The organism is Nocardia salmonicida, from assembly GCF_036142455.1.
Taxonomy (GTDB): Bacteria; Actinomycetota; Actinomycetes; order Mycobacteriales; family Mycobacteriaceae; genus Nocardia; species Nocardia salmonicida.
In genome coordinates this window covers 1,828,322-1,843,493 of the sequence record NZ_CP108014.1, presented here as the reverse complement: position 1 = coordinate 1,843,493, position 15,172 = coordinate 1,828,322, and the positions used below count along the sequence as shown (strand labels likewise).

The 15,172-nt window shown below is 67.9% G+C and carries 12 protein-coding genes; 10 read left to right on the top strand and 2 right to left on the bottom strand.

What is annotated here, in order from left to right:
• The first annotated feature begins 59 nt into the window (after nucleotides 1-59).
• The 9 genes from OHS03_RS08810 (at nucleotide 60) to OHS03_RS08770 (ending at nucleotide 12,360) form a co-directional block, all read left to right on the top strand.
• A complete protein-coding gene (locus OHS03_RS08810) occupies nucleotides 60-1,310 on the top strand; it encodes a lipopolysaccharide biosynthesis protein (protein ID WP_328664140.1) in 1,251 nt (416 codons plus the stop codon).
• A complete protein-coding gene (locus OHS03_RS08805) occupies nucleotides 1,307-2,323 on the top strand; it encodes a CgeB family protein (RefSeq protein ID WP_328662257.1) in 1,017 nt (338 codons plus the stop codon). Before OHS03_RS08810 ends, OHS03_RS08805 begins: the two co-directional genes overlap by 4 nt.
• On the top strand, nucleotides 2,320-3,666 hold the full coding sequence (locus OHS03_RS08800; protein ID WP_442942372.1) for a hypothetical protein: 1,347 nt from the start codon (nucleotides 2,320-2,322) through the stop codon (nucleotides 3,664-3,666). Before OHS03_RS08805 ends, OHS03_RS08800 begins: the two co-directional genes overlap by 4 nt.
• Nucleotides 3,657-4,937 carry a Wzz/FepE/Etk N-terminal domain-containing protein gene (locus tag OHS03_RS08795; RefSeq protein ID WP_328662254.1) on the top strand — a complete coding sequence of 427 codons (1,281 nt, stop codon included), beginning with the start codon at nucleotides 3,657-3,659 and terminating at the stop codon, nucleotides 4,935-4,937. The genes OHS03_RS08800 and OHS03_RS08795 overlap by 10 nt, the downstream gene beginning before the upstream one ends.
• Nucleotides 4,934-6,292 (top strand): glycosyl hydrolase family 28-related protein, encoded by a 1,359-nt coding sequence (locus OHS03_RS08790; RefSeq protein WP_328662252.1) that lies wholly within the window; start codon nucleotides 4,934-4,936, stop codon nucleotides 6,290-6,292. The genes OHS03_RS08795 and OHS03_RS08790 overlap by 4 nt, the downstream gene beginning before the upstream one ends.
• Nucleotides 6,289-7,626, top strand: coding sequence for a GNAT family N-acetyltransferase (locus OHS03_RS08785; protein WP_328662250.1), 1,338 nt, complete (start codon nucleotides 6,289-6,291; stop codon nucleotides 7,624-7,626). The genes OHS03_RS08790 and OHS03_RS08785 overlap by 4 nt, the downstream gene beginning before the upstream one ends.
• Nucleotides 7,623-8,963: a glutamate-1-semialdehyde 2,1-aminomutase gene (locus tag OHS03_RS08780; RefSeq protein ID WP_328662249.1), complete on the top strand. Its 1,341-nt coding sequence runs from the start codon at nucleotides 7,623-7,625 to the stop codon at nucleotides 8,961-8,963. The genes OHS03_RS08785 and OHS03_RS08780 overlap by 4 nt, the downstream gene beginning before the upstream one ends.
• Nucleotides 8,960-10,072: a glycosyltransferase gene (locus tag OHS03_RS08775; RefSeq protein ID WP_328662247.1), complete on the top strand. Its 1,113-nt coding sequence runs from the start codon at nucleotides 8,960-8,962 to the stop codon at nucleotides 10,070-10,072. The genes OHS03_RS08780 and OHS03_RS08775 overlap by 4 nt, the downstream gene beginning before the upstream one ends.
• Before the next feature lie 275 nt (nucleotides 10,073-10,347).
• Nucleotides 10,348-12,360: an SDR family oxidoreductase gene (locus OHS03_RS08770; protein WP_328662245.1), complete on the top strand. Its 2,013-nt coding sequence runs from the start codon at nucleotides 10,348-10,350 to the stop codon at nucleotides 12,358-12,360.
• Between the two features lie 55 nt (nucleotides 12,361-12,415).
• Here OHS03_RS08770 and OHS03_RS08765 read toward each other — a convergent pair whose 3' ends face one another.
• Nucleotides 12,416-13,300 carry an NmrA family NAD(P)-binding protein gene (locus OHS03_RS08765; protein ID WP_328662243.1) on the bottom strand — a complete coding sequence of 295 codons (885 nt, stop codon included), beginning with the start codon at nucleotides 13,298-13,300 and terminating at the stop codon, nucleotides 12,416-12,418.
• A 108-nt stretch (nucleotides 13,301-13,408) separates the two neighbouring features.
• On the opposite strand from OHS03_RS08765, the gene OHS03_RS08760 reads away from it, so the two are divergent.
• Complete coding sequence (locus OHS03_RS08760) at nucleotides 13,409-13,909, top strand: hypothetical protein (RefSeq protein ID WP_328662242.1); 501 nt, start codon at nucleotides 13,409-13,411, stop codon at nucleotides 13,907-13,909.
• 12 nt (nucleotides 13,910-13,921) lie between these two features.
• Here OHS03_RS08760 and OHS03_RS08755 read toward each other — a convergent pair whose 3' ends face one another.
• Nucleotides 13,922-15,148: an alkane 1-monooxygenase gene (locus OHS03_RS08755; RefSeq protein ID WP_328662239.1), complete on the bottom strand. Its 1,227-nt coding sequence runs from the start codon at nucleotides 15,146-15,148 to the stop codon at nucleotides 13,922-13,924.
• Nucleotides 15,149-15,172 lie beyond the last annotated feature (24 nt).

Sequence of the window (15,172 nt, the reverse complement as noted above, 5' to 3'; positions counted from 1 at the left end):
GCCGACCCGAGGACGACCACGGGTCCGACGGCGAGGGCAAGCACAGCAAGTCCGGTCCGCTGGCTGTGCTGCGCGACATCGGGTTCGTCAGCTTCGGCAAGTACGGGCAGTATCTGGTCACCTTCATCACGGTGCCGCTGATCGCCCGGGTGCTCGGCGCGCACGGACTCGGGCTGCTCGCGATGGCGATGTCGGCCTATTTCATCGGCTCGCTGATCGTCGACCTCGGCATCACCTCGTTCATGGCCGCACGGGTGCCCGATGCCGAGGACGACCACGGTGCCGGGACACGGTTCGCGGCCGTCAACCAGTTGCGCGGCGATTACCTCGCTGTCCGGCTGAGTCTGCTGCTGATACTCGGGCTGGCGCTCGTCGCCGGTCTGGTGTTCGGTGTCCCCGAACCGGTGCAGATGATCCTGCTCGGTTTGTTCGCGGGCGGGTTCTGGTCGATGTCGGAGGACTGGCTGCTGATCGGGCAGGGCCGTTTCGGCGCGTCGACGATCTATCAGGGCATCGGGCGGCTCGGCTATCTCGCCCTGCTGGTCGGCGTACTGCCGCGGCTGCCGAGTGCTCAAATCGCGGTGTTGTGCCTGCTGGTGTCGTCGGTGCCCACGGTCGTCGCCACCTGGATCGACACCTCCCGGCGGTACGGCCGACCGTCGCGACCACGTGATGTCGGTGAACTGCTCCGCACGGGCGCGCCGGTTTTCGCCTCGCGCTTGCTGATCACCACCTACGGCCAGGGCGCCGCCGCGATCTATTCGGTGGTGCTCGACGCCGCCGCCCTGGGCCTGTACTCGGCGGGCGATCGCCTCGTGCGGGCCTTGCAATCGCTGCTCGACCCGATCGGTTTCGCCCTGCTGCCGCGCCTGGCGCGACGCAGTTCCGACGGCAACTTCTGGCGTGACAGCGTGCGGGTGCTCGCGGCCTGCGTCGCGCTGGCCGCGCTGGTGAGCGCGCTGGTGTGGGTCGCGGCGCCCTTCCTCATCGAAGTGATCTTCGGCACCGAATTCCTCGGCGCGACCTCACTGTTGCGGATCGAGATCCTGATCCTGCCCGCCACCACCGTCACCTCGTTCGTCACCACCGCGATCCTGCCGGTCCGCCAGGACACCTTCGGTGTGCTCACCGGCGCGGTGATCGGCACGGTGATCGCGGCCTGCGCGCTCGGGCTGACCTTCCGCACCCACTCGGTACACACCCTCGTCTACGGCAGCGTGCTGGTCGAATACACCGTCGCTGCCTGGTATCTCGCGCGGGTCAGGATGCTGGTCCTGCGCGACCGGCGCAGCAAGGACCACCACGCATGAAAATCCTCTTCATCGGCGACGACTGGATCGGCAGCAACGCCCGTTCGCTGGCCGACGGTTTCCGCCAGGCCGGCCACGATGTGCTCGTCGTCGACTCGACCGCGATCACGCTGCCGACCCGTTTGTCGCCGCCCTGGATCTATGCCAAAGCGCGCAAGGAACGGGCGCCGTGGCAGGTGCGCGCATTACACGAGCGAATCGAACGTAGCGCTGAGGCCTTCGATCCCGATATGGTGTTCGTGTTCAAGGGAATCCATCTCGACCAGCGCAGATTGCTCGATCTGCCTGCCGCGCTGCATGTGCATTACAGCGCCGACGATGTGGCGAACCCGGAAAATCTCACCCCCTCCTACCTCGCGCACGAATCCGAGTGGGACCTCGTCATCACCACCAAGCGCCACAATGTGCCCGAGTTGCGGGCCCGCGGCGCCCGCGCCGTCGGTTTCGTTCGCAGTGCCTACGATCCGGCCTGGCACCACCGGACCGCCCGCCGCGACGGGCGTGACTACCTGGTCGGCTTCATCGGTGTGTGCCGTCCCGACCGCCGCGCCGCGATGGTCGAACTGGCCGGACGCTACGGCGATCGCATGCTGGTCCGTGGGCCCGGTTGGCGCCGGGTACCCGAACTGCGCGCCACCGGCGCCCACGTGGGCGGCGCGGTCTACGGCGCCCAGTATTCGGCCGCGGTGGCCCAGGTCGGCGCGAACCTGGTGCTGCTGAACTCCGACAACCGCGACACCCACACCTGCCGCACGTTCGAAGTGCCTGCTGCCGGTGGCCTCTTCGTCGGCGAACGCACCGATGAGCACGCCGAGTTGCTCGACGACGCCACCGAGTGCTTCCTGTTCTCCGACACCGACGAACTCCACGACATCCTCGACCGCTGCGCGGCAGAACCGGACAGGGTCGCCGCGGTGGCCGACGCCGGACACCGCCGCGTGGTGGCCGACGGGCACCGCTATGTGGATCGGGCGCGCGAGATCGTCGCGCTGGCGCAGGAGGTCAGGTCCTGACCGGCTCCGCCACCGTCGCCGCCGTCGCCGCCGCGCTGTTCGTCATCGCGGTCGCTGCCCTCTGGGTGCCCGGCGTCGCCCGAGTGTTCCTCATCGCGCAGGCCGTGTTCTGGTCGCTGTCGTATGTGGCTCGACCACTGCTGCTACTCGCGGTGCGCCCCGAACCGCACTTCGGTGACAACGTGCCCGATCCGCGACTGGCCGATCTCGGCTACGACCGGGGGATCGCGCTGGCCTTGCACCATGTCGTGTTCGGACTGTGGGTGTACGCGGCACTGGTTGTCGCCTACGCGATCTGGTCACACCGGCGGCCGCTGCGCCGCGCCGCCGCCCTCGATGATCCGGATTTCGTGCCCGCGTTGGTCGCGCTGTACGCGCTCGGCATGCTCGGGCGGGCGGCGGGCACCGCGTCCGGGTCGGCGGGCACCGCAGGCGAGGTCGACAGCGCCAACCCGATGCTGGCGTTCCTCGCTGTCCCGGCCTCGATCGCCGCGATCGGCCTGATCATCTTCCTGCGAACGCCCGACCCGCGCCGCAGCGCCGTCATCCTCGGCGCTCTGTTGGCCGGTGAGCTGTGGTGGTCGTCGGTGGTGCAGTCCAAGACCCCGATCCTGGGCGCTGCCCTGGCACTGGCCATCCGGTTCTCGATGATCGGCTGGAACCGGCGCACCGCTGTCGGTGTCGCGGGCATCGGTGTGGTCGGGGTGATCGGCTTCGGCTGGCTGCAGTCGTTCAAGTCCACCGGCACCGCGGCACGTGATGCGGCGTCGGTCGATTCGATCTATCCGGAGAACGTGCAACCGTTCTTGAGCATCCTGCGCCGGTTCGATCTGCTCGAGGCCGCGACCGACGCACTGTTCTACGGCCCCGGCGGCTGGCTGACACCGGCCGAGGTGGCACAACACGCGAGCCTGAGCCTCATTCCCGCACCGCTGCTGGGGCTCGAGAAGTTCCAGTCCGGGACGGCGTGGGCGAACGAGGTGCGCGGCGCCTCGGTGGATATGAGCACCGTGACGGTCTCGCTCGCCGAGGGAAATTTCAACGAGGGCTACGTGCTCGGCGGTTACACCGGGGTCGTCGTGTGCGCGGTGTTCACCTTCGCGCTGCTGGTGGCCTGGTCGTATTCGCTGTATTCGCGGTGGTTTCCGGTGGTCGTGCTCGGCTTGGCGATCACCGGCGCCTCGACACTGTTCGAGCGCGGGATTCTCGGCAGCATGGAGAATCTCGGCAAATTCCTACAGACCGCCGTGCTGGCGTGGCTGGTGTATCTGGTCGTCGAGGAGTTCCGGCGCACCGAATCATGTGTGGTATCAGGGGAAATGGAGTCCCAGCGATGGGTTTGATCGATATCTGGCGCATCGTACGACAGCGGTGGCTGTTGATCGTGGGTGTCGTGCTGGTGTGCACGGCGGCCGCGTGGACTTACGCGCAGACGCTGCCGAACACCTATGCGGCATCGAGTTCGATGTATGTGTCGATGGCGACGGGCACCTCGGTGAACGACTCGTATCAGGGTGGCCTGGCCGCGCAGCAGCGCGTGCGGTCCTATCTCGATCTGGCGGCCTCGACGACGGTCGCGGCGCGCGTGGTCGACGAGAAGGGATTGAAGGTCACCCCGGAGGAGATGCGCGCGCGGATCACCGCCAGTTCACCGCCCGCGACCTCGGTTATCGTGATCTCGGTGCAGGATTCGACACCGGCCGGCGCCCGCGATCTCACGGATGCGGCGGTGGCGCAGTTCCGCAAGCTCGTCGACGAACTCGAGTCCATCCAGCGCGACGCGGCACCGGCCGCGCGGGTCGCCGTGGTCGACCGGGCGCAGGCGCCGAGCGCACCGCTGGGACCGCCGCCGAGCCGGATCGTGCTGCTGGGCCTGATCGCCGGTCTCGCCCTCGGTGGCGGCGCGGCGCTGGTGCGCGAGCGCACCGACCGTTCGCTGCGGACCCCGGATGCTGTGGCGGCAGCGCTGCCCGTTCCGGTGCTGGGCGTGATCGAAGCGGGCTTGCCCGCTGCCGCGGGTGAGACGCGGCGGTTGCGCAGCCGGTTGTTGCAGCACGACCCCGCGAAGTCCGTGCAGTTGACGAGCCTGTCGACGCGGTCGGAGCCGGATGTGGCGATGGCTCTTGCCCGTTCGTTGTCCGACAGTGGACAGCACGTGGCGCTGGTCGACGCCGACACCAGTGGCGGCGGCAGCACCGAGTTCATCACCAGTGACAGCCCGGGGCTGGCGGCGGTGCTGCGCGGCACCCTGCCCGCAGCCAAGGCGCTGACGCCGTGGTCGGAGACCGGGATCGCGTTCCTGCCGCTCGGCGCGGCCGATCAGCTGACCCCTGACCTGCTCGTGTCGGCGCGCTTCGCCGACCTGCTCACCGATCTGACATCGCGTTTCGACCATGTCATCGTGGAGACCGCACCGGTCACCGTCGCCGCGGACGCGATCGGCGTGGCGCCGCTGTGCGATGCCACCCTCGGCGTCGTCGAGCTCGGTGCGCTGTCCGCGCCCGGATTGCGCGGCGCGCTCGCGACTCTCGGCGCCGCGAAACTCACGGGAGCGGTGGTGTACAGCAGACCGTCGGCTCCTCTGGCCCGTTTCCTGGAACGGTTGCCCCTGTGAACGAGGAATCAGTGGGGCGGCGGCGCCTGCTCGCCGCCACCTTCGGCGCGGCGGCAGTGCTGCCGCTGGCCGCGGCGTGTGTCGCCGACCCGGAACCGAGCGCCGAGTTCCGCTCACCGCACGTCAGCGATACGCCCGCGGCGCGCAACGTCCGTGATTTCGGAGCGGTCGGCGACGGTAAGGCCGACGACACCGCCGCTATCGCCGCGGCCGTGGCCTCCACAGATCGACCGATGGTGTTGTATCTGCCCGCGGGCACCTACCGTGTCCGGTCGTGGCCCGCGATGCCCGACTACGCCACGGTGCTCGGCGACGGCGGGGACGCCAGCGTCGTGTTCTGTGAGGAGGATGTGACGCTGATCCGGTTGGAGCAGCGCAACCGGGTTCGGTTCGCCCGCATCGGCTTCTATCTCACCGGGCCGCGCGCCACCGCTTTCGTGCTCTCGGAATGCTTCCGCTGCTCGTTCGACAGTGTCGTGATCCGGGGAAACCATCTCAGCGACAACCACCCTCGCTTCCTCGCCCAGCGTGGTGTCGTGCTGGATCGCAATACCGGCGGCACCGCGTTCATCAACTGCGATATCAATAATTTCGGGGTCGGTCTGGAGACCCAATGCATCCAGAACTACGTCACCTCATCGAAATTCACGAGCAATTACGTCGGCGTGCTCGGCACCGGCAACGACCACAATGCCGGATTGGCTTTGACCAATGTGGAATTCGTTTCCGACCGCGATCCGCGCACCACCGATCGCCATCTCATGGTCGACGGCGCGGCCAACGATTGGTGGCTCACCAATGTCTGGTTCGAGGGCGCCGATATCGCGGTCTCGGTCGGGACACGAGGCAGGGGCGGACCCGCCCAGTTCGGCATGGTCAATTGCAAGGTGGCGGCCCGTTCGGTCGGGGTCGATCTCGCCTACTGCAGGCAGCCGTATCTGGCGAATGTGGTCTTCGATCAGGAATCCGACCGTCCCGCCGTCGAATTGCGCATCGACCCCACCGACTGCGCGGAGGGCACCGCGATCAATCTCATCTCCGGTTCCGCCGACGACCTGCGCACCGGAGTGTTCCCCGACGGATGGCAGGTGATCGGGCGCAGCGGGATGCGTACCTCGCGCTTCACCGGCACGGTCATCACCAGGGCCGGGCACGGCGACGCCGACCTCTTCCAGGCACAGGGCAACGACGGATCGGTCCGGTCGGCCGTATTGTCCAGCGGCGCTTGGTTATCCGATCACTCCGACGCCGGACTCGTCCTCAAGGACCCCGGGGGTGGCTACTGGCGGTTGGCCGTCGGTACCGACGGCGCGCTGCGCACCGTGGCAATGGGCAAACAACGGCCACGACAATGAGTTCGTCCTACGCCTCGGTGGTCCTGGGACCGGTGCGTCTGCGCGGTGTCACGGTCCGGCTGCGACCACCGGCTTTCGGCGATTTCGCCGAGTGGCGGCGGATTCGCCTGCGTGATCGCGCCTGTCTCGAACCGTTCTGGTTTCGTTCGTCGTCGACCTGGGAGCAGCGGCACACCGCGACCCGCTGGGTACGTGAATGTCTCACTGTCCGAGCCGAAGCCGAGGCCGGACGACGGGTGAGTACCGTGCTGGAGATCGACGGCAGGTTCGCCGGGCAGATCGAGCTGGTCGGTATCGACTCCGGCGCCGCCGAGCTCAGCGTGTGGGTCGACGCCGAGGTCGCCCGGCGCGGTGCCAGCGGGCTCGCCGGGTCGTTGCTGCTCGACTTCGGATTCGGCACCGCAGGCCTGGAGCGGATCACCGCGCCGATCGCCGTCACCAATACCGGTGCGCGGCGCGCGGTCCGGCAGCGCTGGACGATGGAAGCGGTCATGGCCGGATACTTCGACGTCGGGAACGGCCGCGTAGACCACGAACTGTGGTCGGTGACCAGCGATCGGATACCCGCGGGCGGGTTCGCCGCCGACTGGCTGGAGGGCTATCTCGCGACGCACCCCGCTGTCGAGGATCCTGCCGACACCACCGGCTCGTCGACCGGTGCCGCGGTATCGCGGTACACGATTCTGCGGGCCCGCATACGGAATTGCCTCGGCCGGATGCGGCACCTGGCCGACCCGTTATGCACCGCCACCGCCGCAACGGCGCGGGCGGAGCACGGTTCGGTGACGATACGGCCTTGGCGCAGTGGCGATTTCAGACTGCGCCGCGCCGCGCGGATCGCCGCGCGGCCGCTGCTGGCCCCGGCGACACCACTCGAGGAGTGGACCCGGCTACACACCCGGCGGGAGTGGTGGCGAGCCAGGGCAGCGTCTCGGAGGGGGCTTCGCGGCAAGCACGGCGCCGTCCTGGTCGTCGAGGAAGCGGGCCGATATGTCGGCGAGTGCCGCCTCTTCGATCAGGATATGTTCGATCGCAATGTCCGTGCCGCCGTGTGGGTTTCCCCGCAGGCTGCCCCGGAGGTCGCGGTCGGCGCGTTACGTCTGCTGATCGGGCACGCCACCGAGCGGCTCGGTATCTGGCGGGTGGCGCTGGCCGTACCGTCGGCCGACCGAGCGGGCGCGGCGGTCGCTCTCGACGCCGGTCTGCGCCACGAGGGCACCATGCACCGCTATCGCGGTGTCGACGGCGAACTCACCGATCACGAGCTGTGGGCGTTCAGCACCGCACGTACCACCGCGGCGTGCGTCGGCGGCGCCGGAGAGGAACGGTCATGACAGCCCACCACGGTTTCGATCGCAGTAACGAGCTGCAAGCGCGCCTGCACGACCTGGTTCCCGGCGGCGCCCACACCTACGCCCGCGGCGCCGACCAATATCCCGAGTTCATGGCGCCCATCCTGGTGCGCGGCGACGGCGCTCACGTCTGGGATGCCGATGGCAATCGATACGTCGAGTACGGGATGGGCCTGCGCGCGGTGACGCTGGGCCACGGCTACGCGCCGGTGCTCGCCGCGGTGTCGCAGGTCATCGCCGACGGCGTGAGCTTCAGCAGGCCCACCGAACTGGAATTGCTCGCCGCGCAGGACTTCCTGTCGCTCGTGCCAGGGGCCGACATGGTGAAGTTCGCCAAGAACGGCTCCGACGCCACCACCGCCGCGGTCCGCCTGGCCAGAGCGGTGACCGGCCGCACCACCATCGCCGTCTGCGATCAACCGTTCTTCTCCGTCGACGACTGGTTCATCGGCACCACCGAGATGGCAGGCGGCATCCCCACCGTCGACGTCGTGAAGTTCGCGTACAACGATCTCGACGACCTCGCGGCGACACTGGCCCAGGGCCGCGTGGCCGCGGTGTTCCTCGAGGCCGCGACCGCGATGGCCGAACCACTTCCTGGCTACCTGGAAGGTGTTCGCGCACTGTGTGATCGGTACGGCACGCTGCTCGTGTTCGACGAGATGATCACCGGCTTCCGCTGGTCAGCCGGCGGCGCCCAAGCCGTCTACGGCGTGATACCCGACCTGTCGTGCTGGGGCAAGGCGATGGGCAACGGCTTCCCGATCTCCGCGCTCGCGGGCAAGCGCGAGTACATGGAGCGGGGCGGGCTGCGCACCGAGGAAGATCGCGTCTTCCTGCTCTCGACGACGCACGGTCCGGAAACATCCTCGCTGGCCGCGTTCCGCGCGGTGGTGCACGCCTACCGCACCGAAGACCCCGTCAGGCGGATGGAACAGGCGGGCAGTGCCCTCGCCGACGGCGTGAACTCGATCGCCGCCGACCTCGACATCGCCGATTTCCTCCAGGTGCGAGGCAGGCCGTCGTGCCTCATCTACCGCACCCTGGACGCCGAAGGCGCTCCCTCGCAAGCATTTCGGACCCTGTTCCTCCAGGAACTGCTGGTCCGCGGCGTACTAGGCCAGTCGTTCGTCACCTCCGCCGCCCACGACTCACAGGCGATCGCCACGACCGTCGCAGCCTGCGCCGAGGCGGCCGAGGTCTATCGCCGGGCGATCGAGCGCGGCTCCGTCGACGGGCTGTTGCGCGGCCGTCCCGTCGCCCCCGCCCTGCGTCGCACCGCGGCGCCCCGACAAATCGAAGCGAGAACCCTCCGATGACCCGTGTCGCCATCGTCCACGAACGTTTCACCGAGTTCGGCGGCTCCGAGGCCGTTGTCGGCGAGTTCGTCGAAACCTGGCCCGATGCCGAGGTTTTCGCGCCGATCGTCGCACCGGGCGGCCTGCGCGAGCCGGTGCGCACCGTCCACGACACCTGGCTGAGCAAGGCGCACACCTACACACGCGGCAGACACGCTCCCCTGCTGCCGTTGGTCCCCCGCGCGCTGCGTCGCTTGCCGTTGCGCGACTTCGATGTCGTCGTGATCAGCCATCACGCGTTCGCCACCCAGGCCGCCCTGGCCACCGACGCGCCCGTCATCGCCTACGTGCACTCCCCCGCCCGCTGGGCCTGGGATCGCGAGTTCCGCGCACAGGAGGCCGGCGGCCGGGTCGGCCAACTCGCCCTCGGTGCGCTGGGCACCCTGGCTCGACGCGGCGAACTGCGCGCCGCGCCGCGACTGACACACGTCATCGCCAACTCGCACGCGGTCGCCGAACGGGTCACCGACTGGTGGGGCCTGCCCGCCTCGGTGGTCAATCCGCCCGTGCAGGTCAGCCGCTTCACCCCCGACCCCACGGTGCAGCGCGAGGACTTCTTCCTGTGCGCGGGCAGACTGGTGCCGTACAAGCGCGCCGACCTCGCCATTCGCGCCGCGCAACGAGCCGGGGTTCGCCTGGTGGTCCTCGGCGAGGGCCGCTTCCGCGCCCAGCTCGACGAGATCGCCGGATCGGAGACGACCTTCCTCGGGGCCACCTCCGGCGAGATGCTGCAGGACATGTACCGGCGCTGTCAGGCCGTGCTGATGCCGGGCATCGAGGACTTCGGCATCGTCCCGGTGGAGGCGATGGCCTGCGGCACGCCCGTGCTCGCGGTCGGTGCGGGCGGGGCCCTCGACACGGTGCGCCCCGGCGTCACCGGCGAATACGTCCCGGCGGGCTCCGATGAGGATGTCGTCGCGGCGCTGGCCGAGGTCATGCGCGAATTCCGTTCGACGGCCTACGATCCCGCCAAGATCCGCGAGCACGCCACCACCTTCGCGCCCGAGGTGTTCCGTGCCAGGATCGCGGGCACCGTCGATGAGGTCCTGGCGAACCGGCCGCAGGGGTAGCGACAAGTTGTCTGAAACTGTCAGTTACTGAAAATATCTGTCACACATACCCTTTGACCTGCGACGACAGGTGACAATTCCCACACGGTGATATCACGTCCTTCGCTTGCTCGTCTAGGTTACCGGCAAGTACGGTAGGCGTAGCCGGGACGACGATGTGCCTGGTTTCTCTCCAGCCACTTTTGCTGCTGGACCTCAACCGTTGATTTCGCATTCACCGCCGCATGCCGATCACTGTTGCGCGACACCGTGTTTCGAGATTTTCAGGAGGAGCGATGGTTTCCTACATCGTGACAGGCGGTACCGGATTTCTGGGTCGGCGTGTGGTGCGGGGGCTGCTCGCAGCCGACCCCACCGCGATCGTGCACGTACTGGTGCGCGCCGAGTCCCTGACCAAGTTCACCGCGCACAATGCGGAAAATCCCTACAGTGATCGCGTGTTCGCGCTGGTCGGAGACCTGACCGCCGAGGGCCTCGGTCTCGGCGACGGAGCGCCGCGTGCCGATCACGTGCTGCATCTGGGCGCGGTCTACGACATGACCGCCGACGAGGAGACCGCCCACGCGGCCAATGTGGCGGGCACTCGCTCGGTGATCGAGTTGGCTCGCAGCCTCGATGCCACCCTGCACCACGTGTCGTCGGTGGCGGTGGCGGGCGATCACCGCGGCAAGTTCTTCGAGGAGGATTTCGACCTCGGCCAGAACCTGACCTCGCCGTATCACCGCACCAAGTTCGCGGCGGAAAAGCTTGTTCGCGAGGCCACCGACCTGCGCTGGCGGGTGTATCGCCCGGCGATCGTGGTCGGTGATTCACGGACCGGCGAGATGGACAAGATCGACGGCCCCTACTACTTCTTCTCCGCTATCTCGACGCTGTCCACCCTGCCGTCCGAACTCCCGTTGCCGCTACCCGACCTGGGCGCGACCAACGTGGTGCCGGTCGATTACGTCTCCGAGGCGATGGTGCGGCTGGTACGGCGCGAGGGTCTGGACGGGCGCACGTTCCACCTGGTCAACCCGCGTCCGCAGCCGTTCGGGGAGATCTACCGCGCCCTGGCCACCGCCGCGGGCGGTCCCGTCGGGATCGGCACCGTGCCAGGCAGCGCCCGTGCGTTGAACGGGCTCGGCCACGTCCCCGGCGCCAACGCGGTGCGCGACTTCCTGTTCGAGCAGGCGGGCATCCCGGCCGCGGTCGCGCCGCATGTCGGTTTCACCGCCGAATTCGTCGCCGACTCCACCCGGGCGCAGCTGCCCGGGCTCACCGTGCCCGCGTTCGATACCTACGCCGAGCGCCTCTGGGACTTCTGGCGCACCAACCTGGACCCGCACCGTGGTCGTCCCGCCGCCGACGCGCATCCGCTCTCGGGGCGCACGGTGCTGATCACCGGGGCGTCCTCGGGGATCGGCCTGGCCACCGCCCATGCCGTCGCCCGTCGTGGCGCGATCGTGCTGATGATCGCCCGTGGCGTCGAAGACCTCACGGCCGCAGCGGAATCCGTGCAGGCCGAGGGCGGCACCGCCTTCGCCTACCCCTGCGACATCACCGATGCGGAGTCTGTCGACCTGCTCGTGAAGACCGTGCTGACCGAACACCACCACGTCGACTACCTGATCAACAACGCGGGCCGCTCCATCCGCCGCTCGGTGGCCAACTCGGTGGACCGCATGCACGACTTCGAACGCACCATGGCGGTCAACTACTTCGGTGCCGTCCGCCTCATCCTGGGGTTGCTCCCGTCGATGCGCGAACGCCACTTCGGCCATATCGTCAACATCTCCTCCATCGCCGTGCAGACCAAGGTCCCCCGCTTCGCCGCCTACGCGGCGAGCAAGTCCGCACTGGACAACTTCAGCGATATCGCCGCGGTCGAAAACCAGGGCGACGGAGTCACTTTCACCTCTATCCGGATGCCACTGGTCCGTACTCCGATGATCGCTCCGACCGAGATCTACCGATCCCTGCCGTTGCCGGACCCGGACCGGGCAGCCGAGATCGTGGTCCGTGCGCTACTGGAACGCCCCGATCGCATCGACACCCCCGTGGGCACCTTCGCCCAGGCGGTCGAGATGTTCCTCCCGTCGCTCAAGCGCACGATCCTGCACACCGGCTTCCGCTTCTTCGGTGAATCCACCGCGGCACAAGGCAAGTCGACTCCGCAGGTGGTCACCGAGCCCGCCGAACCGACACGCAACGCCCTCACCGTGCTCGGGCCCGTCCTGGCGCCACTGATGGTGATGCCGCAGTCCGCGGCCCGGATGAGCCGGGTGCTTCCCGGCGTGCACTGGTGACACAACACTGAACGGCCGGCCGGTCACGACGCTTGTCGTGACCGGCCGGTGCTGTTCATCGCAGGGAGGTGCTCGCCCAGGCCGCGAGAGTTGTCGGCGTGGTGGTGAGCACTGTGCGCGGGTTCTCCGGGACGAAACCCGAACTCAGTCCCGCAGACATCCCCGCGATGCCGTCGATCTGCCCCTGCCCGAGCCCGGCCGATCGCAGTGCGTCGCGGAACTCGTCGTCGGCGAGGTGGATCGGGGTGACCGCATGCCCCAGCTGCCGACCGAGAATCTCGGCGACCTCGGTGAAAGTCAGATCCCGCGGTCCGTGCACCCCTTGGACGACACGCCCCGACCACGCGTCCGACAGGAGCCGGGCGGCAGCGACTTCACCGATGTCGCGCGGGTCCACCCAGGCCATCGCATGGTCCAACGGCCACGGTGTGGACAGCGTGCCTGCCCGGATCTCGTCGAGCTGGGTCAGCAGGTTGGTGAAGAAGTAGCCGCATCGCAGGTGGGTCACATTCGCGCCGGTCGCGTCGAGCAATTCCTCGGTTCGCGCCAACCCGTCGATCTCGCCGGCTCCACCCCGCTTCTCCGCGCCCCCGCTGCTGAGAAACACCGTCGCCTCGATCCCGTTCTCCACGACAGCGCGCGCCGCCGAAGCCCCCATCCGCGCGTATCCCGCCACCGGATCACCGTCCACGAGGGCAGGCGGGTCGACCCAGAACAACCGATCAGCACCTTCGGTAGCGCGCACCACCGCATCCGCGTCCCCCTGATCGACCTGCGCGATATCGACCGATCCCCGCATGGCGGGTTCGAGCCGTCCCGGATCGCGCATCAGCACGGTGGGCCGAACCCCTGCTTGCACCAGCAACTGCACCACCCGAGCACCCACGTGCCCCATCGGCGTCGTGACGACAATCCGCGTTTCACCCTGTCGAAGTCCCATAAACCCCACGGTAGAACCCAACGCGGCCAATTCCTGACCGCGATAGCCCACGAATCAGGAGGGCTACACTCGTTTTCTACGGTGACCCTCGGGTAGATCGGAGTCGACATGTCGAAGTTGCTGAACTCCTTGTCCGAAGATGAGTACGTCCTGATTCGCAGTACAAAGAAACCGCAAATGGTCGATCTCGACGAAGAGGCGCTGATCCGGCTGCATACCCGGGTACGACGTGCGCGCAACAAATTCGTCAAGTTGTATCGCCAATCCGGTGCGGCGAAGGTCGAAACCAAAGGCGCGCGCGGCGCCGGAAAATCGGCGAACACCCGCAACGCAGGCAAAGCGGAAGTCTTCGAAGGCGCGCTCAGCAGGGTGAGCCGCCAGTTGGCCACGGCCTCGAAGCGAAATGCCCGAAAGCTGAAGGACGAAAGACTCGCCCGAGCCCGCAAGGACGCGCCATCGTTCAGCGACATCGACACCGGCGACGGGAAGGTGCGCTCCGCGGGGAAGACGCGCACCGATGCCACCCGCGAGTCCTCCGGCCGAAAGAAGTACGAGGCCTCGAGCATCGCCGCGGGGGCACGGCGCCAAGCCAAGAAGGACGGGCGCTAGCCGTCTAGGCCATCAGTTCGCTCCGTACTTCGCCAGGACCTTCGCCCGCTTGCCGGGCTGGATATTCACCCGGGTGATGTCGCCGCTGTAGTGGGCCAGGACGCGATGGTCCATCACCTTGCGCCACAGCGGAGTCACATACGCCAGGCCGATCAGGCTCGCGTAGCCGCTCGGCAGCTCGGGCGCGCCGTCCATGCTTCGCAGGATCTGGTACCGGCGAGTGGGGTTGGCGTGGTGGTCGCTGTGCCGCTGCAGGTGGTAGAGAAAAATATTGGTGACGATGTGGTCGGAGTTCCAGCTGTGCTCGGGGGTGCAGCGCTCGTAGCGGCCCGAGGCGGTCTTCTGTCGCAGCAGACCGTAGTGCTCGAGGTAGTTCACGGTCTCCAGCAGGGAGAACCCGTAGATCGCCTGGATCAGCAGGAACGGCAGAATCGACGGACCGAACACCGCGACCAGCGCCACCCACAGCACGACCGACATGAGCCAGGCGTTGAGCACGTCGTTGCGCAGCGAGAACGGGCTCTTGTCGAGCCGCCGCAGACGTGCGCTTTCCAGCTCCCACGAGGACTTCAGGCTGCCCCATACGCTGCGTGGCAGGAAGGTCCAGAACGACTCGCCGAACCGGGCACTGGCCGGATCCTCCGGCGTCGCGACACGCACGTGATGGCCGCGGTTGTGCTCGATGTAGAAGTGTCCGTACAGGGTCTGGGCCAGGGTGATCTTCGACAGCCACCGCTCGAGTTCGTCCTTCTTGTGGCCGAGTTCGTGCGCGGTGTTGATGCCGATGCCGCCCATCGCGCCGATGGTGAAGGCCAGGCCGATCTTGGAGATCAGGCCGAGTCCGCCGTCGATGCCGAGCCAGGACAGGCTGTCCGCGGTCCACAGATAACAGGCGAGCACCAGGCTGAACAGCTGCAGCGGGATGTAGGCGTAGGTGCAGTAGCGGTAGTACTTGTCGTTCTCCAGCTGCTCCATCACCTCCTCGGGCGGGTTCTCGCCGTCGGGCCCGAAGAACCGGTCCAGGATCGGTAGCAGGACGTACAACAGGATCGGCCCGAGCCACCACCACACGGGCGCGGCGACCTGCCAGCCCAGCTGGTTGAAGACCCACACGAAACCGCAGGCCAGCACCGTCGCGCTGGGCGCGATGAGGCCGAACAGCCACAGGTAGCGCTTGGGATCTCGCCAGTGCGGCGGTGCGGCGGACGCTTCGTGGTCGCCGATTCGAGATGTCGTCATTGTCATTCTCCTGATCACCGGGAC

Coding starts and splice junctions, on each gene's coding strand:
- OHS03_RS08805 (WP_328662257.1), top strand. CDS start 1,307: ATGAAAATCCTCTTCATCGGCGACGACTGGATCGGCAGCAACGCCCGT.
- OHS03_RS08795 (WP_328662254.1), top strand. CDS start 3,657: ATGGGTTTGATCGATATCTGGCGCATCGTACGACAGCGGTGGCTGTTG.
- OHS03_RS08785 (WP_328662250.1), top strand. CDS start 6,289: ATGAGTTCGTCCTACGCCTCGGTGGTCCTGGGACCGGTGCGTCTGCGC.
- OHS03_RS08780 (WP_328662249.1), top strand. CDS start 7,623: ATGACAGCCCACCACGGTTTCGATCGCAGTAACGAGCTGCAAGCGCGC.
- OHS03_RS08775 (WP_328662247.1), top strand. CDS start 8,960: ATGACCCGTGTCGCCATCGTCCACGAACGTTTCACCGAGTTCGGCGGC.
- OHS03_RS08770 (WP_328662245.1), top strand. CDS start 10,348: ATGGTTTCCTACATCGTGACAGGCGGTACCGGATTTCTGGGTCGGCGT.
- OHS03_RS08765 (WP_328662243.1), bottom strand. CDS start 13,300: ATGGGACTTCGACAGGGTGAAACGCGGATTGTCGTCACGACGCCGATG.
- OHS03_RS08760 (WP_328662242.1), top strand. CDS start 13,409: ATGTCGAAGTTGCTGAACTCCTTGTCCGAAGATGAGTACGTCCTGATT.
- OHS03_RS08755 (WP_328662239.1), bottom strand. CDS start 15,148: ATGACGACATCTCGAATCGGCGACCACGAAGCGTCCGCCGCACCGCCG.